This window comes from Neorhodopirellula pilleata (assembly GCF_007859915.1).
GTDB lineage: Bacteria > Planctomycetota > Planctomycetia > Pirellulales > Pirellulaceae > Rhodopirellula > Rhodopirellula pilleata.
On the sequence record NZ_SJPM01000001.1, the window covers coordinates 1 to 21,293 of the forward strand.

The 21,293-nt window shown below is 56.6% G+C and carries 10 protein-coding genes; 3 read left to right on the forward strand and 7 right to left on the reverse strand.

The features are described from left to right. Positions 1-582: 582 nt before the first annotated feature. Complete coding sequence (gene polX / locus Pla100_RS00010) at positions 583-2,325, reverse strand: DNA polymerase/3'-5' exonuclease PolX (RefSeq protein ID WP_146575670.1); 1,743 nt, start codon at positions 2,323-2,325, stop codon at positions 583-585. A gap of 223 nt (positions 2,326-2,548) precedes the next feature. Here polX and Pla100_RS00015 point away from each other — a divergent pair, with 223 nt between their 5' ends. Further along, a complete protein-coding gene (locus Pla100_RS00015; protein WP_231602483.1) occupies positions 2,549-3,301 on the forward strand; it encodes an arginyltransferase in 753 nt (250 codons plus the stop codon). On the opposite strand, the gene Pla100_RS00020 is transcribed toward Pla100_RS00015, so the two are convergent. The 3 genes from Pla100_RS00020 to Pla100_RS00030 are packed head-to-tail and all read right to left on the reverse strand — an operon-like array spanning position 3,288 to position 11,134. Beyond that, entirely contained in the window at positions 3,288-5,192 is a 1,905-nt protein-coding gene (locus Pla100_RS00020) for a hypothetical protein (protein ID WP_146575671.1), read from the reverse strand. The genes Pla100_RS00015 and Pla100_RS00020 overlap by 14 nt on opposite strands. Continuing rightward, entirely contained in the window at positions 5,189-7,009 is a 1,821-nt protein-coding gene (locus Pla100_RS00025; RefSeq protein WP_146575672.1) for a hypothetical protein, read from the reverse strand. Before Pla100_RS00025 ends, Pla100_RS00020 begins: the two co-directional genes overlap by 4 nt. A 12-nt stretch (positions 7,010-7,021) precedes the next feature. After that, positions 7,022-11,134 (reverse strand): serine/threonine-protein kinase, encoded by a 4,113-nt coding sequence (locus Pla100_RS00030; protein WP_146575673.1) that lies wholly within the window; start codon positions 11,132-11,134, stop codon positions 7,022-7,024. 81 nt (positions 11,135-11,215) lie between these two features. Between Pla100_RS00030 and Pla100_RS00035 the strand changes: the two genes are divergently transcribed. Together Pla100_RS00035 and Pla100_RS00040 are read left to right on the forward strand one after the other, a co-directional pair. Continuing rightward, positions 11,216-12,187 carry a hypothetical protein gene (locus Pla100_RS00035; protein WP_146575674.1) on the forward strand — a complete coding sequence of 324 codons (972 nt, stop codon included), beginning with the start codon at positions 11,216-11,218 and terminating at the stop codon, positions 12,185-12,187. A gap of 332 nt (positions 12,188-12,519) precedes the next feature. Further along, positions 12,520-17,115 (forward strand): Ig-like domain-containing protein, encoded by a 4,596-nt coding sequence (locus Pla100_RS00040; RefSeq protein ID WP_146575675.1) that lies wholly within the window; start codon positions 12,520-12,522, stop codon positions 17,113-17,115. A 67-nt stretch (positions 17,116-17,182) separates the two neighbouring features. Here Pla100_RS00040 and Pla100_RS00045 read toward each other — a convergent pair whose 3' ends face one another. Genes Pla100_RS00045 through Pla100_RS00055 form a run of 3 tightly spaced genes read right to left on the reverse strand, consistent with a single transcriptional unit; the run spans position 17,183 to position 21,245 of the window. After that, positions 17,183-18,154 (reverse strand): diacylglycerol/lipid kinase family protein, encoded by a 972-nt coding sequence (locus tag Pla100_RS00045; protein WP_146575676.1) that lies wholly within the window; start codon positions 18,152-18,154, stop codon positions 17,183-17,185. Then, on the reverse strand, positions 18,151-19,923 hold the full coding sequence (gene metX / locus Pla100_RS00050; RefSeq protein ID WP_146575677.1) for a homoserine O-acetyltransferase MetX: 1,773 nt from the start codon (positions 19,921-19,923) through the stop codon (positions 18,151-18,153). Before metX ends, Pla100_RS00045 begins: the two co-directional genes overlap by 4 nt. Continuing rightward, entirely contained in the window at positions 19,920-21,245 is a 1,326-nt protein-coding gene (locus Pla100_RS00055; protein WP_146575678.1) for an O-acetylhomoserine aminocarboxypropyltransferase/cysteine synthase family protein, read from the reverse strand. Before Pla100_RS00055 ends, metX begins: the two co-directional genes overlap by 4 nt. Positions 21,246-21,293: the final 48 nt, after the last annotated feature.

Consider the following 21,293-nt stretch of genomic DNA (forward strand, 5'->3'; position numbering starts at 1 on the left):
ACCCTCGCGACTTGAAAGACGAAAGCACCCCGCAAGTTTTTGAAACGAATCAAAAACAGCCTGAAAGCGGTGCGCAAAGACACTAACAAAACAATCTTCAGAAAGGCTCTTGACCATGCTAGAAAAGCCTTTGGCCCGAAAACCGCACTAACCTCCGCTCGCTTCGCCGAACGGCGTGGTGCCAAACTTGCGAAACCAGAAGTCGCCGCAACCCCAACTTTTAAGCGGTCAAGCGTTAGCCCTGGTTGGCGTCCGGTGAACCGCCGCTAACGGGCTGTTGATTTAATCGTAACCCGAAGCGTCAGCGAGGGATTGAACGCTATTAAATCCTCTGTATGTATCCCTCGCTCACGCTTTTTGAAGTTGCGCTTTTTTCGTAACCCGCAGCGTAAGCGAGGGATAATTGATATTGACTCATCCCTCGCTTACGCGTCGGGTTACGATAAACCAATGCCACAGGCAAAATCGCAACTTCAAAACTCACGCTTCGGGTTGCAATGCAAACTAAATCAACAGCCCGCTAACGCGGTACGGCTAATTCAATCAACACGCCCTTACTGGGCGGGTTATGATTAAGCCGGGCTAGAAACGCCGAAATGCTCTCTCGAACTGCTCGTAGGTCAACGTGTTGGCCACGTCGGCGGCGGTCAGGCCGCCGCGGCGGGCTTGCTTGATCCCGAATCGCATCACTTCGAGCCCGTGGATGCTGTGTGCGTCCGTGTTGATCACGATCGGAATGCCGATCCGCTTCGCCGCCGCCAAGTGGACGTCGTTGAGGTCCAACCGTGCCGGGTTGGCGTTGAGTTCCAATAACTTACCGTGCTCCTTGGCGGCTTGCATCACGGCGTCCATGTCGACCTGGTAGGCGTCGCGTCGATTCAAAATCCGGCCGGTCGGGTGCGCGATGCAGTCGACGAGAGGGTGCTCGATCGCACCTAAAATGCGATCGGTGATCTGGTCTCGCGGTTGCTTTTGGCCGTAGTGAACGCTGGCCAAAATCCAGTCGCCTCGTACGAGCACCTCATCGGGCAGGTCCATCCCCCCGGATTCGAGGATGTCGCACTCGATGCCTTTCAAGATCTCCAAGCGACCTTCGTATTCCGGTCGTACTTCGTCGATGATCTTCCACTGGGCGAGCAACCGCTCGCCATCGAGCCCGCCGGCCATCGTGACACGCTTACTGTGATCGGTAATCGCGATGTATTTCAAGCCCTGAGCGATCGCCGCGTCGGCCATCTCGCGGATGGTGTTTTGGCCGTCGGTGGCGGACGTGTGCATGTGCAGGTCGCCCTGGATGTCACTGGTTTGAATCAGTTCGGGCAGCGTTCCCTTGGCCGCCCAGTCGAATTCGTGACGGTCCTCGCGAAGCTCGGGCGCAATGACTGGTAAACCAATGGCGGCGTAGACGTCTTCTTCCGTCGCTCCCGCGACACGTGCGTCATCGTCGATGCGGAAGACACCGTACTCGTTGATTTTCAGTCCGCGATCCTTGGCCAGTCGCCGGACGTGAATGTTGTGCGCTTGGCTGCCGGTGAAGTACTGAAGCGCCGCACCGAACTGATCCGGCTCGACCAAACGCATGTCGACTTGGAATGCCTTGCCCACACGAATGGACATTTTGGTATCGCCTCGGGCGATGGTCGACGAGCGACCGGAGAAGGATTCAAAATGGTCGAATGCGGCATCGCGATCTCCGGCGACGGCGAGCAAGTCCAAATCGCCGACCGTTTCGCGTCCACGCCGATAGCTGCCCGCCCACTGCATTTTCGAAATTGCCGAACACTGCGACATGTGGAGTTGTATCTCGCCCGCGATTTCGTCGGCCTTGGACCAATACACACGCTCGGCGGCGGCTTGGGCGATCGCGAGTCCTTCGAGGATCGAGCTTTCGGTTTTCTTACCGAATCCTTTCAAAACGGCGATGCGTCCTTCGCGACACGCGGCGGCCAGGTCATCGAGCGACTTGATACTCAGTTCTTGATGCAGCTTGCTGGCTTTTTTTGCCCCCAAACCGGGAATCCGCGACATCGCGATCACGATCTCAGGGACGGCCTCACGCAGTTCGTTCAGTTGCGGTAATTCGCCGGTGTCGAGCAACGTGTGGATCTTTTCGGCCAGCGTTTTGCCGATCCCGGAGAGCGACGCGAGGTCACGGTTTTCGTCCTCGGCGATGTTGGCGATCGGTTCGTCCAAATCGCGAATCGCCCGAGCACCGTTTTGATAGGCACGAATTCGGAACGGGTTTTCCCCCCGAAATTCGAGAAGTTCGGCGAGTTCCTCGAAAACGGAGGCGATGGCGGAATTGTCGAGTGGATGGGACGGCATGAAGATCGCAAAAAGGCGTTGCGGGGGCGGGATGATGGGTACTAGTGGACTCGATTATCCGCCTTCGTCAATCAGTGGTCGCTCTTTCAAGGGGCTTTCATCGGGCTTTCATCGGTGGGTGTTTTGAGGCGACGAACCTTCACCTGCAGGGGTCATCGTCTTAGAATCAAGATCGCCAGTTGTGCGTTCCGGTTATCTTTGATTTTCAACCCAAGCGATCCCAGTGTCCGCGATTCAAAATGACGGTTTTCCCGGGCAAGCGGCTTCGCTTCGTGATCGCTTGATGATCGTCCAGGACGCACCGTCGCCGTGTCCGTACCTGGACTCGATGACCGCACGGATGCCGTTGTTCTATCCGGTCACCGAACTAAGCGGCTCCGACGTCGATCGCTTGCTCGCCGGAGGCTTTCGGCGCAGCGGGAACCTTTTGTACTACACCCGTTGCGCGCCCTGTCACGCGTGCGAGCCGACGCGAATCGAAGCAGATCGATTCGATTGGTCGACGTCCATGAAACGAGTTCTCAAGCGGGCGGACAAGGACCTCACGATGACGTGGCGGCGACCGATCGTCGACGAGACTCGTGTGCGGCTTTACAACGAGCATCGAACCGGTCGCAATCTGGGCACCAGTCCGCCGATCGATGAGGTGGATTATCACGCTTTTTTGACCGAAACGTGTTGGCCGACGATCGAACTGGAGATCAAACAAGGTGAACGGTTGATCGGCGTCTCGATCATGGACGTGGGGCTGCAAAGCGTCAGCGCCGTGTACACGCACTTCGATCCCTCCGCATCTCGCTACAGCCCGGGAACGTTGGCCGTGTTGCAACAGATCCGATGGGCGCAATCGCACCAGCGACGTTGGGTTTACTTGGGCTTGTATGTCGCCTCCAACCCGCACCTGAACTACAAGTCACGTTTCCAACCTCAACAACGTCTGATCAACGGGACTTGGACCGAGATCACGATCCCTTGAACTGAATATTCAACCATCCGTCGCTCGCATCGACGGAGGAGAAATTGGCTCGACCGAGTCGATCGGCCGGTTCGGGTAGTTCAAAACCCTCCACGTCGGCCGTCTTGGGAAGTTCCTTTTCCATTCGTTTGGCCAACACGTTGCGTTGCAGAAAGAACCGGCCGCTTTTGCCCGATTTCGGCGGCAGCACTTCCGGCGGTCCGTCCAGTTCAAGATGCAATTGTCCGTTCCGCACACTGACGCGGTAACGCACTACCGCATTCATCGCGACTAAGTTCGCTCGGCCGAGTTCATACCGTCGGCCGCGGACCGTCAACTCGAGAACGTTGTTTTCAAAACGAGCGGTAATCGGTCGATCGTCCGCGAACACGATCGCGATGTCTCGAGGAATCTCGTCGAACTGTTGCGGCGTCAGTTTGAAGCCAGACGACTTGGCGAGTTCTTGAAAATCGGCGATTCGTTCACCGGCCAACATTCGTTGGGCCAGTCGATTGATGACGGTCTCGTGCAACTGAACTCCCAGATCGCCATCAAAGGCTTGAGGCGGAGGCGGAAACGGCGCCCCCAAACCGAATCCGCCGTTGAGCGTCATCGAGATACCCAGTTGAGAGGCATCAGCGGAGAATCGAAAATCGTCCGGCCGCACGTCGTATCGATCCAAAGGCATCAATACGTCTTCACGCAAATCGTTGAACGCCTCCATCATCTCATCGGCCACGTCTGCTTGAAACTGCTCGACAAATTTACTTCGCGACTCCTTGTCCAAATCCGCTCGCGCCTCGGGATGTTCTTTCGCGATCATTTTGGTCGCGATCTTTCGAATTAAATTGCTGGCGATGCCGTTGCGTTTGGTCGTGACACAGTCGGTCCATAAATCGGTCGACGATGAGGGCAAGGTGGCTTGCAGATCGAATGCGTCTTCGGAAAGGTAGACGGGTTGTTCGACGTGCAATCGGGTTACCCCTGCGAGTCGAAAAATCACCGGGCCTTCGGAACCGTTGAGTGTCGAATGGATGTTCCCGTCGAAGACGATCCGGCACTCGGCGTGAGCCGGCGAGATCGGCGAATTCGGGTCAGCGACCGGAATCATCCGGGCGATCCCGGTGGCGACGGCCTGGCCGGTAATCAAACGACCTTCGTCCCACTGGCGAATCGGTTCGGTCTCATTGACGAGCCGCTCGGTGATCTTCGATAACGCCACATCGCTGATCCTCGCGTGCAGATTGGGACGCGACCAATGGCGTTTAGCCGCGACGGTAAGATCGATCGCTTGGCTGTTTTCGTCGAGCCACGAATCCAATGGAAGTACACCGCGATACCAATCGGCATCTCGCGATGTGCTCGTGTCCGCAAACAACTCCATCAGTTCAGAGCGTTTTTCACTGAACTGGTTTTCGATCGACCGAAGACTCAACCGACGATGGATGTCCAGTAGTACTTTGATCGCCTGTCGCATCGCGATCACCGGAGGGCGTTCCAATCCAGGGTGTTTGCCGATGGATCGCCCGAGTGTGGTGCGGAGTGCATCGATCGCCGGATCAACAGGAGCCTCGATCGGTAAGTCATCCTCGTCCGTTTCAACGAAGTTGTCCGTTTCATCGGTCGGCGTTGACGCGGGTGGGCTAGGCAAACGCAGAGCGGCGACGGCCGATCGAGTCTGGTCCAGTTCCAGATATTCTCGCCAGTGCCCCGACGGATCGGCTTGCCGCAGATAAGTGTCGACCAAACCGATGGCCGCCGACACGTTTTGTTTGGCGGCTTCCCATTCGTTTTCGCCGGGAGGTTGAAACGTGGCTTCACTAGCGATCCGCTGCCAGTCCGGCTCTGCGGCCGCGCAGGGTATCAATGAAGTGATGATGAACCAAAGGCTCAGCGCTCGGTAATTCATCATCGTCCCTCCATCACGATACCGTGAAGTTCCCAACCCTGATCGCTGTTGTCGCTGTAGATGATCAAGTTGTGCAGGTATTGTTGGATCTCGGAAAATGGCGGCAGCGTTGTGAAGTCGATCGGACTTTTGTCTTCGTCGAGAATGATCTGCAGTAGCACGGAGTACATACTTTCGACTTCTTCGAGTCCCTTCGGGCCACGGACTCGCAATGTTTCGTAGGCGTACTTGGAATCCTCATACATCTTTGAAAGCGAGACGCCGAAGGTTTCTGAACCGAAACGATTCTTCATCATCGCCAGATAGTCGCGGTGCAATGTCGTTTCGCTGAGCGGCTTGCCACCCCGTTTGAGCAAATGTTGCCGCAGGGTCGACGCATGAGTGCCGATCCATAACCTTCCATCGGCGACCATCAATCCGGCTTCGGAGAATGGCGACTTGCCGTTGCCGACCATCAGTTTCATTCGCCACAACTCGTATCGTTGACCGGGCACTTTCATACGACGTGATTCGGTATCGCCGACGAGCAACTGGTAGATCATGCGGGCGACTTTCGCTTCATTGACGGCGGGGTCTCGGATGTCGATCGCGATCATTGTGGCGTCCAATTCGTCCGCCTCGATATAATCACTCATCACGACGATCTTGGGTCCGAGCATCGGCATCATCTCTTCACGCAGATCGACGTTGAGTTCGTTCTTGAGATCGGCCATGGTGGCTTCGAATGCGCCCGGCGCGTCGGTAATGTCGTCAAACACCTCCTGCACGTTTTTCAAAATCTGGCCAACGTTCCATCGCACCACGGTGGCGACTTTGGCGTCGTCATGGATGAAAGATGGAAACGAGAGATCGCCCGGCGGAAAGTCAAACATCTTCATACTGCCCTCGCGCGGACCGGGGGCTTGAACGCGGATGCGAAATTCCAAGTGCTGGTTCTCTGGGTTCACCCAACCGGCGCCACCGATCGCCTGTAGCCCCGCGAACCCGTGACGCATTGCGAACGGACGCCAGGACTCGATCGCGTCCGTTGTGGTTGAGTCGGCGGCCGTTGATTCGGCAGCGATGTCGACACCTTCAGGCGGTGGCTGACTGTTGGCGCCCCAGCGGATCGGATCGAAGTACCAAAGGAATAAATTTCCGTCGGTACGTTGGAGTGGTTCAAGAACGGTTCGACATTCTTCCGTTTCAAGAAGGGCGGAGTCATCCTCAGCGGACCTCCATCGATCGACTAGCCTCTTGGTCGCACCGACATCGCGTCCCAAGACGACGCACTGATCTAAAGCACACATCAGCAACGGTCCGCCCGAGAAGGAATCGCCGACGCGTTTTGGCAACTCGGCGATGAGGGTGCCTTTTGGGAACGCCAACTCGGGAAGTTGCGAGTCGGCCGATGCCGTCGCGATGCCGAACTCTTGCAGCAATCCCGCTGTTTGTTGAATCAGCCGCTGTGCCGACTCGTTGCTATCGGTTTGCACAAAAGTCGTGAAGGTCAGCACGCCGTCGTCACCGGGCAGACCGACCACCACGAATTGGTCGTCGATGTATTGGTCGACCGTCGCGAGATCCACCCCGAATGTTTTCAACAGATAAGTCCCCCCGTGTTCTTGCAGTTGCTCTCTAAACGCTTCCATGGGTTTGGAAAGATACAACTGCCCCATCGGTAGCGACTCGGCTTGGTCCTTCAACGCGTTCCAGTCGGGAATCTGGAAATACAGCAATGCCTCGGGCGGAAGGATCGGCGAAACACGATCCTGTTCGGCGGCCCGAACGGGAATGATCGTCGCAGCAATCAGCAGCAGGCAAAAGATAACGGTTCGCATCAGTGGATCTTTCTATTTCGATTGTTCACGGTAGCCCGCCGTCTTGTCGTCGCAAATCTGCAAGTAGAGGGATGGTAGTTCGGCGGCGTGTGGCCGCAAATGCTTTTCCACGATGGCGGAGAATTTGTCGAAATCGTTTTCTTTTACGAGCTGGATCAAAGCGAAGATCATGCCCAAGCCCGCCGCTAGATCGTCGTCCCCGAGTGATTCCTTAAGGCTCGAGAAGGACCGATCGTTCCAACTGCCCGTGAATGCGGCCAAAATGAAGGCCATCTCGTTGGTCTGGAACTTGCCATTTTCATACGCTCGGATCAGCCGTTCGCATCGTTCGAACAGCATCTCATCCAACTCCGGATAACGCACCAACGCTTCCTCACCACCTAAGGTGAGATGCAAGACCGCTTGATACAGGATCAACGCGACGCCCTGTTTGTTGGTGTCCTTGAGTGGGATTTGATGCAACAGAGATTGATCGGAAATCTTCCGGCCGCGTGGGCCGCTGAAAACTTTTTCGGCAACCAATTCGATCCACTCGTCGGGCAACTGCTCGCTGTTGAAGATCAGATTGCGAATCGCGAAATCGTTCAGCCCCGAGCCGGCCAATAACTCGTCGGCGATCTCTTTCCATTCGTCCCCGCGATAGCCGTCGGTGCGAGCCGCCAAGAAAGGTTCCGGCGTCTCGGTTTCCAAAATCATCTCGGCACCGCGGGCGGTGATGATGCGCTGCGTATCGAACACGTACGGTCCCCAATTGCGACGGCGTCCACGTTGATACCACTGGGTGGCCGATTCCTCGTTGCCTCGGCGCTGGTCGACCAAGCCGAGGATCGCGCACGCGTTGCCAAAATGCGTGTAGTGAATCCCTTCAGGCGGGTCGGCGGGATCGACCCGCGACGTGAACGTGATCAAATCTTCGTGGGCTTGATCGAGCCATTCCTTTCGGGCCGTATCTTGGACGTCGTCGGCAAGTTGGTCGGCTTGCGCGATCAACAAACGAGCCCGCTCGATCAACAGCGGCAAACGGGCCGAGGGGATCGGAACGCCTGGTTCGGGTAAAAAGCGTTGCAACAGGGCGTGCCCGTTCTCGAAGTTCGCGTCCAAGATATCCAACCAAATCCGATCACCGACGAGTGTCACCACGGTCAGCTCGTCGGCGTCACGATCGCTTTCGATTTCGTTGATCAACCGGTCCAAGATCACGCGGGCTTCATCGCGGCACTCCTGCGGCGAACGGTCCCAATCGTATCGAATCGTGTCGGCTTTTCGCCAATAAGCGAGCCGGCGCCACTGTGGGTTGTTACTGAACAGTTCGATCACCCCGTCGAGCGATTCGATTTCACCTTGGTTGTCGAATAATACCCGCGTTCGCTTGCCCGGCTTGAGCAACGCTTGGCTGAATCGTTGCCGCTGTGATTCCGGAATCAACGCTTGGACGTCTTCGAGTGAATAATTCACATTGAGCCGCGAGAGCACCGAGGTGGCTGGTTCTTGTTGGTCGTCTTGATCGAGGTAGTGCAAGAACAAACGCACGCCGGCGTACAAATACCACTGCCGATCGCGGGGGGCTTGGACGCCTTCGGGAGCATGGTCGCGGATGATCGCCCGCAACGCGTTTTCGTAGGCATCCGGGTCAAGGTATTCCAACACGAGGGCTCGTTTGGCGAGCGCTTCGACATCGTCGGGCAGACGTTCGTAAGCTTCCCGCGCGGCGACCCAGTCGCCCTCGGCGAACGCGCGGTCACCGATGTCGATCGCGTCCAGTTCAGGCAAATCGGCGATCAGCGATCCGGACTTGGTATCGCGTTGTGTCTCCAGTTCCAAGTCCGCCAACGTGACCCCCGGCGCACCGACGACGCCGATCTTGCCGGGGACTTCCGGAGACAGTGGAAACAAATCCTCGAATCGAATTTGTGCGTCGCCATAGACGAGCGTCAACAAGGTGCCACGCTCACGGCGAACGGTCAATTTCTCCGGCGATGGCCCCAACTTGATCGGCTGAACCCGCAGGATGTCGTCACCCCGAACGATCATCGCGCACAACCTTCCAAGCCGATCGGATTGCGGGATCGTCGGCAACGTGTCGGCGCCGTAGACGGGGTGATAGTCCTGATCGGCGATCAAAAAACGATATCCGGAATCGTCGGTGGCGTTGATGACTAGGCCGATCACGCGAGCATCGGTCCAGTCGCCTGCGAATCGAGCGGAAAATTGAACGTTGCCGGCGGGCGTATCGGCCAACAGCACCTCGTTGGACTCACCGTTCTTGAGCAAAAACACGTGGTCGTCAGCTTGGCCGTTGTCGACCAGAGAAAAACGATCGGGGGTCAACGCAGGGCGTTCGAGTCGATACCACTGACCGATGCGTTCTTTCGCGACCGCTTCGAGTCGGTTCACCTCGGAGTCAAAACTCACTTCGTCGGGAAAGGGAAAATGCTCACGCAACCGACCGACTTCCGCGACCAGCGTCTCCTGAAGTTCGCGGCTGAGGCGTTGTCGATTCAGTTTGTCGAGACTGGAAGTCCAAGTCTGTAACAACGCGAATCTACGATTGCGGTCAACGAATCCCGGTTGTTCGACGCTTTGTAAGGATTCGATCTGTTGGATCAGTTCGCGTCCCTGGTCGATCAATTCGTCGGCGATCGGGATTTGGTCTGCGGCGATAGCGGGTTGATTCAGGCGTCGCTCTTCAACGCTGATCTGCGTGTCGAATTGTTGTTGCAGCTGCGAGATCGCTAGATAGCGTTCGGTTCGATTGAGCGCCGTTTGTGTGACACCATAGAACGCCGTTGAGACCATCGCGATCGCAATGATCGCGCCTCCGATTGTTGCGGTCACGCCTCGGTGTTTGCGAGTCCACCGTCCGGCGCGGCGAAGTGCTGTCTCGGGAACGACCGAAATCGGATCATCGGCTAGGTAGTTTTCAATATCCCTTGCCAGATCGCGGGCCGACTGATAGCGATCGTCGAGATCCCGCCGCATGGCATGACGACAAATCGCATCGAGCGGTTTGGGGACGCGAGGGTTGATTTCGACCGTCGCCGGGATGTCGCCCGCCGCGACTCGTTGCAGCAGTTCGTTGATGGATATTTTTTTCTCAGAAGACAACGGCGCTCGGCCGGTCAGGATCTGATACAGCGTCGCGCCTAAGGAATAAACGTCCGACTGTGGTCCGACTCGAGCGATGTTTCCGGTGGCCTGTTCGGGAGCCATGTATTGGGGCGTGCCAACGATTCGACCGACTCGAGTTCGCGCGCCCTCGCGACCGTGGCTGTCATTCTTGGGGGTCGGGGTATTCTTCGGCGTGGCGGCAGAGTTCACCATTGTGGCATGCTCATCGACCTCGCCGTCTGCTTGGTTTCCCGCATCCGTATCGGCATTCAAGGCGGCATCCAGATCGATATCAAAACTGGAAGGCACGACAAAACTGGGAGGCACGACCGACTGTTCCGTGGTGGACACATCCTGGTTTCCGAAATGGGAGGCGTTGCTCCCGATTTGTTTGGCGAGCCCCCAATCGACGACGAGCGTTTCGGCGTATTCACCGAGCATGATGTTGGCGGGCTTGAGGTCGCGATGCAAGTATCCGCGACTGTGAGCGAATTCGATCGTATTGCAGACCGTCACGAATCGTTGCAACAAGTCACGAAGTTGCCGGTGGGCTTGTTCGGGATCATCACAGGCGTGCAATTTGTCGATCGCGACGCTCATCGCGGTGCCGGTAATGAATCGCATCGCGTAGTAGGGACGTCCGTCTTCGTACCGTCCCAATGCATAAACGGGAACGATCCCAGGATGTTCCAATCGCCCGGTCACTTCGGCTTCGAAGATAAACCGATTTTGGCTTTCATCCATGTCGGCATATTGAGACTGGATCTCCTTGACCGCGACCTGGCGTCGGAGTTCCGTGTCCTGGGCGACCAAGACCTGGCCCAGCCCACCTTTGGCGTGAGCACGTAGAATCCGGAACCTCAATCTCGAATCGCCGGTGCGGTCGGGCGCATTCGCATGGACCGGCGTGAGGTCGCCGACGGTATCCAATGACGCAAGGCCGGGATCCGGCGTTGAAATTTCGCCGGATTGCGTTGCGAATGGATCCGTCTGGGGATCGTTGGACGGTTCGTTCATGATCGAGATGACGGGTTCGCGGCGATACGGATATCCTTACTGGGGCAGCCCCCCTCTTCCGAGAAAGTCTAACATAGCGTCATGTCCAACGAACCGACAATTGCTGCTTCTTCACCTCCGCGCGGGATGCTGGAAGTTTTCCACGAGGGACGCTCGCGGTTTCAAATGCCGATCGATCGTTTGATCGTTATCGGGCGGCAACGAACCGGCGATCCGGAACCGATCGCAAAGGTCCGGCAAAACGACGGTGACCGTCTCGTCCTTTCACCTCGATCGGACTCACACATTTCGCGTGAACACGTTCGGATCGAGCCGCTCGTCGAAGGCGGATTCCGCGTCACCAACACCAGCCGCAATTGCACGATCGGCATTGATACCAGCCGAGTCCTCTTGCCAGCGAAGACTTGCTGGATCGAAGGCTTCTCGAGGTTACACGTTCATGACTGGGTCGTTGTGATCGATGCTCTCGATTGGGAGGGGCGGTTGCTCTCAATGGGCACGCCGGAACACCGCAGCGGGCTGGCCGACGGCAGCCTGGCGACGGATCCCGGCGTGATGATTCAGGCCGATTTTGAATCCTCGCTCGTGGCAACTTTGGGCTCGAGTTTCGATGCTCAGCAGCAAGCCTATCTGATGCGATGGTTGCGGGTGATCGCCGATCTTTTTCGTCATGCTGGCGATCGCGCGAGATTCCTCCGCTACGCGAGTCTTGCGATTCGTCAGATTTTCGGTGCCGATGACGTCCTGACCTACTTGGATGATACGGCCGAAAACGATCAGATTTTGCCGACTTCCGATCACCCCATCCCCACCGAGTTGCTCAAACGTGTGCGGGAATACGGACAAACGATCCTGTATCGCGTCGACGCCAGCGGCCAGATCCCCGGCTACCAATTAATGGTAACGCCGCTGTTTGATCGAGCCGGCCGGGTCAACGGCATTCTTGCGGCTTCGCGGACAGCCCGGCAAACCGGCTGCGATCCGCTGCCGCCGTATGGCGAACTCGAGAAACACCTCTTGGAATTGATAGCCGGCGGCTGTTCGGGCGAATGAGTTCGGCATTTCGTCCCAAAAACTTTAACTTTTTGGGAACTAGGGGGCGGAATAACCCGTCTAATCGCAACCGCTGACATCTTTCTTCGCCGGGGCGGCAAGGAATTGTTGATAAACCTGGTGCTCTAGGTAATATGGCGGTGCTAATCAGATTTTTGCGCCATCGTTAGGATTTTGGATTACGCTATCCCGACCGCCGTTATCACGGGGCGGGAAGCCAGGATTCTCCCCCTGGGAATCAAGTTCGTCGGCGACGAACCGCTTTCCGAATTGGCGTGATTCTCTCCCCACTTATCGACCGAACCCATCACACCGTATTGCCGAGAAAACAGATGAAAAATCTGCGTCACCTGCTTCGCCGCGTGCGCCCGTTGAAGTCACGCCAGGCCCGCGAAGATCGGTCACGTGGCCCACGCAACAGCAAACGTCGTTTGCTCAGCGAGAACCTCGAGAATCGGCAGTTACTTGCCGGCGACCTTGGAATGGTATCCAGCGAGCCTGCCGCCGATGTCTACCAGGACGTGGACGATTACTCGATCGCCCATAACTATTGGAACGCCTACGACGTCGATAACAGCGGTGAGGTCACCGCGCTGGACGCTTTGCGAATCATCAACTATCTCAACGAGTCGCCTGAAGGGGAGATGACTAGCGAGAGTGTTCAGTTTGTTGGGTTTGTCGACGTCAATGAAGATCACGTAGTCACGGCGCTTGATGCCTTGATGGTCATCAACGAACTCAACTCCGTCGGTGAGGCGGAAGCGGGCAACTTTGTCGTCGAGTTCGAAATCTCCGCCCGCAATCTTGACGATTCCCTGTTGCCGACCGCTGGCACCTATGAAAGCGTCGGCGGCGCTACTTCGCCGATTTATTCCGTCGACGTCGGTGATGTTTTTAAAATTGAAGTGGCGGTTCAAGACAATCGCGGATTTGATGCCTTCGGTGTTTTCCAATCGGTGGTCGACCTCGTTGTCAGTCAGTCCGGCGCGATCGCTCCTGCCGTAGGCGAGATCCAGGGTGCCCAATTGCCACGAACGGTTCTCTCGTCGGCTTCGGCGAGCGGAACCATCGAGCTTTACTATGAGGGCAATCGGGCTGGTGGAATCACCTCGACCGTGGGCGACTTCTTTGGTACCAGCAACACGACCGCCGAAAATTCCATTCGCAACGCGATCATTCAGTTGAACCCGAATGTCGATAGCGTAGACGACATTCTTGTCGATGGTGGCACCTCATCGACTACCAGTCCCTACACGTTCACCGTCGAATACAATTCGCCCGACTTGATCCTCGAAGACGTACCGCGTTTGGTGACGGTGCTTACCATCGGCGGTGTTGAGCAAACCGTTACGATCATCGAAGAAAACGTCTTCGAAAATGGCGAATTCAATCCCGACGTTTTGGTCAGTCGCTACGAAACCTTCATGCGAAATCACCCGACACGCGCGGGTGAGAACAATGGCTTCGGACCGAAGGTTTATGGACAGAATCGCAACATCGGATCGTTCGACCAGAACGTCAACGGGACCGATATTTTTGATGAAGTCGGCACGTTGGGTCCGATCGGCAATCTGCAGAACATCATCGATCCGTTCAATAGCGATATCGCTTACGACTCCTTCAGTATTCCCGTGGTCGCTTTAGCACCTGGGCAAGGTGTGACCGTCCGTGCCGAAGTTGCTTCGCCACGAACAGGTGCCGGCGGGACGACGGCATTCGAAGGTGTGCTGATTTACGGTACCGAAGGTGGGAAAGAGGGCGTGCCGGCGAACGACATTCGATTCGACGAAGACGCTCAGTTTCGATTGAACATTGCCGGTGCCCAAACCGGCATCACCGCCCAGAACGCAAGTTTGACAGTCGTCGAAGACGACGTCGATGGTGAGACACGTCAACTAGTGGTCAATGCGTCGACCACCACGGACACGATTACCTACAGCATTCCTAACCGGACCGGTGCCCTTGGTGCTGCGTCGATCGATAGCAATGGTTTGTTCACTTATGTTCCTAATGCAAACGCGTTCGGAACCGATCTGGTTGTCTACAACGCAGCGACGCCGACCGATGGTGCTGCGACCGCGACCGTCACGGTTACGATCACACCGCAAAACGATGCTCCGGTTGCGAACGACGATGCCCCGACCGGCAATGCGATTGTTGGTGGTACGCCGTTGCTTATCAACGTTTTGGCCAACGACGATGCCGGCGGTGGGAATGAACCGCTCAGTGAATTGACGATTTCATTGCCGACGACGGCTGGCAACGTATTGCCGACTCGTGGAACCGTCACCGTGGTCAACGATGCCCAAGTCGGACCGCGCATCCAATATACCCCCAATGCCGGAGCCACCACCGGCACGGATACTTTCACTTACACGATCACTGATGCGGGCGGCCTGTCCGACACCGCGACGGTGACTGTCAACGTGGTCAATAATTCGACCGGTGTGACGGCGCTGGACAAGAACGGTGTCGAAATCCAAGAGGACGCGGCAGAAACACTTGTCGCGGACCTGTCGGCCGACAACTTGATTGTCGTCAATAGCGGGGTTGATCCTGTTACTTTGGACAACGCCACTGTCTCCGCCGCAAGCGGAACCGTCCGAATCGAAGGTGATCAGATTTTCTTCACGCCGGCGTTGAACTTCAACGGCGCAGCCGCGATCACCTACACTGCCAGTAACGAGATCGGCAGTGACACTGGGGTGATTAATGTGACCGTCAATGCGGTCAATGATTTGCCGGTCGCTCCTAGCATGAATTTTGTTCTCAACGAGCGGGCAACCCGAACGTTGAACATCTTGCAACCGGGTGAGGGCAACACGGCTCCTTCCGACGTCGAAACGCCGACCGCGAACTTGACGATCGAACTTCCCGCTCAAACGATCGATTCGCGAGCTCAGGTTAGCTTGGTCAACAACCAAATCCAGGTGACCTCGACCGCGGCAGCCGGTATGGGCGACTTTAGCTTCCAATACCGTGTCCGTGATGCCAACGGTGGAACCACCAACGGTGTAATCAACATCGATGTTCAAGACGTCCAAGACCCACCGATCGCCGGTGATGGCACTGCCACAGGCAACGAAGATGGCCCGAACGTGACCGTCGACCTTGGCAACCTGACCACGCTCGAAGGTGCCGACACGGCGACCTACACGATCGAGTCGGTGACGCCCACCACGCTCGGTACGGCAACGATCAACGGCGATAACTTGATTTTTGATTCCGCCGACAATCAATCCGGAACGGCCACGGTGGTTTACCGTGCGACCGGTACGAACGGCTTTGATTTAGGTACGATCGCGATCACGATCAATCCGGTCAACGATGCTCCTACTTTACCGGCCACAATCAATCGAACCGTCGTTGAAGACGGCTTCATTGATATCGATGTGGTCGCACTGGCCAGCGATGTCGACGGTGATACGCTGACTGCCAATGTCGCTACCAATCCGACCAATGGTACCGCAACGCGTCAAAGTAACGGTCAAATCCGGTATACGCCCAATGCAGACTACAACGGACCAGATGCCTTCAATGTGACGGTTACCGACGGCAATGGTGGTTCGGTAACGCGAACGATCAATATCACCGTTACCGATGTGGTCGCCGCTCCGGTTGCCAACCCAGGTACGTTGCCGGCCACCGAAGATGGCGGTCCCGTGACGCTCAACTTGGTTCCTTTGGTCGATCTTGATCCTGGCGATACGGCGACCATTTCTTTAACAACTGGACCGAATAACGGTTCCGCTTCGATCACGAACGGTGTATTGACCTACACGCCCAACGCGAACTTCAACGGCACCGACACGATCACCTATACCGCAACCAACGCGTCGGGTAGTGACAGCGCGGTGGTGACGATCAACGTGGGATCGGTCAACGATGCTCCGATCGCTCAAGATGACACCGCTACGGTCGTCAAAAACGGTTCGGTCGCGATCAACGTTCTGGCCAACGACAATCCAGACCCGACCAACGAAGGCGACACCCCCGTCGTGACCGTTGCGACAGGCAATCTGCCGGCCAATGGTACCGTTACGATCAACAACAATGTGATTACTTACACGCCTAATAGTAATTTCATCGGAACGGACTCCTTCACCTATACGTTGAGCGATGGTGCTGGTGGATCTGATACGGCTACGGTCACCGTGGAAGTTCTGAACTTTGAGACTTCGGACATCGACGGTCAGTTGTTCCAAGACTCCAACAATAACGGTCAACGCGAGTCGAGCGAAGTTGCCTTGGGAGGTCTTTCGGTTCGCTTGAGATCGCCAGGCAGTGCGAACGGGTCCGGTCAATTAGTGGATCGTTTCACAACCACGGACCCCAGCGGTAGCTATAGCTTCCAAGATGTCCCGTCGGGTGAGTACACACTCAGCTATGAGCTGCCACCAGGTTTCTCGGCCGGTGGTGATAGTGGCAACGGCTCGATCACGATTGACGTCGCCGGCGGCACCGCCGGAAACGACAGTTTCAACGTGGATTTTGATGAAATCGCTCCGCTAACCAATGGCGGACGAAACATCATCTCCGTGCAACCGGGCGATAAAGGCTTGCCTTCCTCGATCACTGCAAGTGAGCGTTCGCTGTTCGTCTTTGCCGAAGGAGAAGGCGGAGGACTCGAGCAAATGATCTATCGTGTCGGAACTGGCTTTGAAGACGTTCAACTCATCGAACTGTCGCTCAACAGTGCACGCGATCAAGCGTTGCTGACGATTGTCGATTCGGACGATACGCTGCCTTTGGAACAACGAGTCCAGACGGCATTGGTTGATTCAAGCCAAATCCGATTCAGCAATAACGGCACCCGGGTCGAATTGTTTGGTGGCCGTGACGATTTCGCTTTCGTCAACACCATCAACGACGCTTCGGATTTCCCCGGTTATCAAGATGCGATCGACGAGATTCTTGCCAATCTCTAATCGCTTCGCTTCTCAATAAACAACCAAGCCTCGTCCGGTGATCCGGGCGAGGTTTTTTTGTGTTGTGCTACTTGAGTACTGCCGGCAGGAGCAAGGCGATTGCGTGCGGTCGTATTGAGATCTCGATGGGTAGACGGCCAATGTAGTCGCCGTCGATTTGGTAATGAACACGTTGTTCCGATGTGATGCGAATGTCTCGCGAACGAAAACGCTGCACGCCGCCGTCACTCAAGTGCCGACCCGATCGGATGCCGGCCACGTATTTCAATCCCGACGCGATTCCGCGTCCCGCAAACGTGATGACATCAAAGAAACCGTCGTTGCCTAATGCGTCGGGTTCGATCGTTAAACCGCCACCGTACCTGGGTAGATTGAATACCATCGCCCAGCCACAACGTATTTCACGCTCGACGTGGTCATTGTCGATGCTTTGAACAACCAGTTCTGGGAAACGATAACGGCCGATCGATCGTAAGATCGGTCCGAGGTAACTTAAGCGACGGATATGGCCCCTGCGACGCAGATGAAGCCGACGGACCACATCGGCATCGAAACCACACGATACCATCGTCAGCATGGGATGGCATCGCTGGTTTGGTCGTTGGACCAATCCCAAGTCGATCAAGTCGATCGGACCTCGCAAGATTGTTTCGCGAACTTGCTCGGCATCCGCTTGGTGGCCGAAGTACCGCGCCAATAGATTTTCGGTGCCCAACGGCAACGGCACCAACAGCGGCAAGTTCGCCTGATCCGCTGCGGAGTTTTCCCGTGTGGCATGGATGAGCGAAGCGGCCAAGGTAACCGTCCCGTCCCCGCCCGCCGCCACGATCACGGACGAAGCCTCGCCGGGCGACTCCCCGCCGAGTACGGTCGTTTGATCGATCCAATCGCGAAGCTGTTGAGGCTGATGAATCAACTCGATCGAAATTTTGTCACGGTTCAGGAGTTCCAGGAGTCGTGGAATCTGTTCACGTCGCGCACCACTTCCCGCACGAGGGCTTGTAAAGACGGCCACGCGAGCAACCTGTCTTGCGATCATCGATGTATCTCAAGAACGGCGGTGTCCGCGTTCAGGTTGGGATCGCCTTCAATCGCCACGTTCTTGGAATCGATCATATCCCAATAGATTTCCCGGTCGATCGTTACACCCATGTCGTGCAGCAAATCATGAACATCGGCGATCGTCGGAAACCGGCGATTGGGGGTGTTGTGCCAAGCGTAATCGAATTCCCCCGGTGCTCGAGGCGATCGGCCGCGCACGACGTAGTCGTCTCGTAACCGACGGTAGGCGAAATTGGGAAAACTAATGATCGCTCGTTTGCCGACCCGAAGCATTTCATCGAGTAATTCAACGACATTTTCAACCGCCTGCAAAGTCGCGTTGAGCACCACGACGTCGAATTGGTCGTCGATGAAAGCCGGTAGTCCGGCGTTCAGGTCGTAGTCGATGACATCGATTCCTCGAACCGCCGTGGCCAAGATATTCTCTTGGGCCACTTCGACGCCCATCAAACGACCGCTCGCTCGGCCGTCGCGGATCGCAATGGCCGCCAACAGTTCGCCTTGACCACAACCCAGGTCCAAGACACTGTTGCCCGGTTCGATCAGATCAAGTATGGATTCCTCGGCAAGCGTCAAATGCACCGGAGTCGACTCGGGCGAATCGCTGGGCATCGATAACCTTTCGCGAACCAACGGGCCATACGTGGCCATATCCCGGTCGATCAAGAACGCATCGTGCCCCGCGTCGGTCGTGATCTCGGCGTAGGTAACACGTTTGTCCAATGCCGTGAGCGCATTGACGATCTCGCGGGATTGTGAAGGCGGAAATAACCAATCGCTACTGAATCCGACCAACAAGAAATCACAGGTGCATTCGTCAAACGTTTCCATCAATTTCAAACGTGTTCCACCCAAATCAAACAAGTCCATCGCAAGGGACAAGGTGACGTAACTGTTGGCGTCGAATCGAGTCGTGAATTTTTGCCCTTGATGAGCGAGGTAAGACCCGACGCTAAAACGTTGCTCGAACTGCGACGCCATTTGCGAAGCGATTCTGCGAGGGTCGTGCCGATCGGGATCGAACTTCGCTTCCATCGCCGCGACCGACAAATACGTGATATGGCCGAGCATCCGCGCGATCGCCAATCCGGTGTCGGGACGTTTGTCCCGACCGTAGTACTGACCGTCGGCAAAATGCGGGTCGGTCTGAATCGCGTTCCGGGCGATCACGTCGAAACCAAGTGCTTGGCTCGTCAAGCGGGGCGACGTTGCGATCGCCACGCACGTTTGGGCGGCATCGGGATAGCGACTGACCCACTGCAAGGCTTGATGGCCTCCCAACGAGCCACCCACGATCGCCCGCCATTTGCGAATTCCCAAATGCTCGGCCAAACGCCGCTGGGCCTCCACCATGTCACCGATGGTGATCCGAGGGAAATCGGCACCGTAGGGTTGTGACGCTCCAGCGGGAACATCCCCCGGGCCGGTCGAGCCTCGGCACCCGCCCAACACGTTCGGACAGACCACAAAGAATCGATCGGTGTCGATCGGCAATCCCGGTCCGATCAGCCCATCCCACCACCCGGGCAGATCCTCGGGATCATGCCGGGCCGCGTGAGAATCGCCGGAGATCGCATGGCAAACCAAGATCGCATTGGATGCATCGGCGTTGAGCGTTCCCCAAGTTTCGAAACAACATCGAACTTCGGGCAACTCGCCGCCGAGTTCCAACGCGAGTGGTTCATCAAAAACGACCGTCTGGGCATGCACCAAGGGTGCATCGGTGCGAATGTCGTCCGTGCTCAAGGCGTCGAGGTCGCCACGGCGAGTGCTTGCTTGAGGTCATCAAGGATATCGTCGATATCCTCGATCCCGACCGAAACACGAATGTATTCCGGAACCACACCGGCGCGGCGTTGTTCGTCTTCGGCGAGTTGTTGGTGCGTCGTGCTGGCCGGATGAATGACGAGCGTCTTCGCATCGCCGATGTTGGCCAAGTGCGAACACAACTTGCAAGCATTGATGAACCTCTTGCCCGCTTCCATGCCGCCCTTGATTCCGAAACCGAGAATCGCACCTTTGCCATGGGTCAGATATTTTTCCGCATTGGCGTGATGGGTGTGCGATTTTAATCCGGGGTAGTTGACCCACTCGACCGCTTCGTGGCCGTCCAAGAATTCAGCGACCTTCATTGCGTTTTCGCAGTGGCGTGGCATCCGCAAATGCAATGTCTCGATGCCTTGCAAAAACAGGAATGCCGCGAACGGGCTCATCGCCGCGCCGGTATCACGTAACCAGTGCGTGCGGATATGGATGTTGTAGGCGATGTTGCCCATTCCACGCAGATGTTCCTCGAAAACCGCACCGTGGTAGGACGGCGATGGGCCACAAAACTCAGGCCATTTTTCGGGTTGGTCGGCCCACTTGAAATTGCCGCTGTCGACGATGCACCCGCCGATGTGGGTGCCGTGTCCGCCCAGGAATTTGGTCGTGCTGTAGATCACGATATCAACACCGTGATCGATCGGCTTGAGCAAGAACGGCGTCATCACGGTGTTGTCGCACAGCACTGGAAGGGCACCATGGGGCGCGGTGTGCGCGGCCTCGGTGATGGCCTTGAAATCCGGCACGTCGTTCTTCGGATTGCCGATGCTTTCCATGTAGACCAAACGCGTGTTCTCATCGACGAGTTTGTGGATCTCTTCGGGATGGTCGGCGTCAAAGAACCGGACTTCGATGCCCAGGTTCTTCAGTGTCTGAGTGAACAACGTCCAAGTGCCGCCGTAGAGCGACGTGCTGCTGATGATGTTCTGGCCGCTGTGGGCGATCGCCAATACCGCTGCCGTGATCGCCGCTTGTCCGGAAGCGAAACACAAACCGGTCACACCGCCGTCCATCGCGGCAATTCGTTTTTCGAGCACATCGACGGTCGGGTTCATCAACCGACTGTAGATATTGCCGAACTCGGCCAGTCCGAACAACGCTGCGGCGTGTTCGGTGCTGTCAAACTGGTAACTCGTCGTTGCGTAGATCGGCACCGCACGGGATTTCGTCGTCGGGTCGGCGACTTGCCCGGCGTGAAGAGCTTGGGTGGCGATGCGATGGTTGGCGGATGGGTCTGCGGACATCGTGAATCTGCGGGGTTGAGCTGAGGATGGACGTGGGAACGATCGTCA

Excerpts from the sequence above, each read along its gene's own strand:
- Pla100_RS00055 (WP_146575678.1), bottom strand. The coding sequence starts at position 21,245 with ATGTCCGCAGACCCATCCGCCAACCATCGCATCGCCACCCAAGCTCTT.
- Pla100_RS00040 (WP_146575675.1), top strand. The coding sequence starts at position 12,520 with ATGAAAAATCTGCGTCACCTGCTTCGCCGCGTGCGCCCGTTGAAGTCA.
- Pla100_RS00045 (WP_146575676.1), bottom strand. The coding sequence starts at position 18,154 with ATGATCGCAAGACAGGTTGCTCGCGTGGCCGTCTTTACAAGCCCTCGT.
- Pla100_RS00020 (WP_146575671.1), bottom strand. The coding sequence starts at position 5,192 with ATGATGAATTACCGAGCGCTGAGCCTTTGGTTCATCATCACTTCATTG.
- Pla100_RS00030 (WP_146575673.1), bottom strand. The coding sequence starts at position 11,134 with ATGAACGAACCGTCCAACGATCCCCAGACGGATCCATTCGCAACGCAA.
- Pla100_RS00035 (WP_146575674.1), top strand. The coding sequence starts at position 11,216 with ATGTCCAACGAACCGACAATTGCTGCTTCTTCACCTCCGCGCGGGATG.
- Pla100_RS00025 (WP_146575672.1), bottom strand. The coding sequence starts at position 7,009 with ATGCGAACCGTTATCTTTTGCCTGCTGCTGATTGCTGCGACGATCATT.
- polX (WP_146575670.1), bottom strand. The coding sequence starts at position 2,325 with ATGCCGTCCCATCCACTCGACAATTCCGCCATCGCCTCCGTTTTCGAG.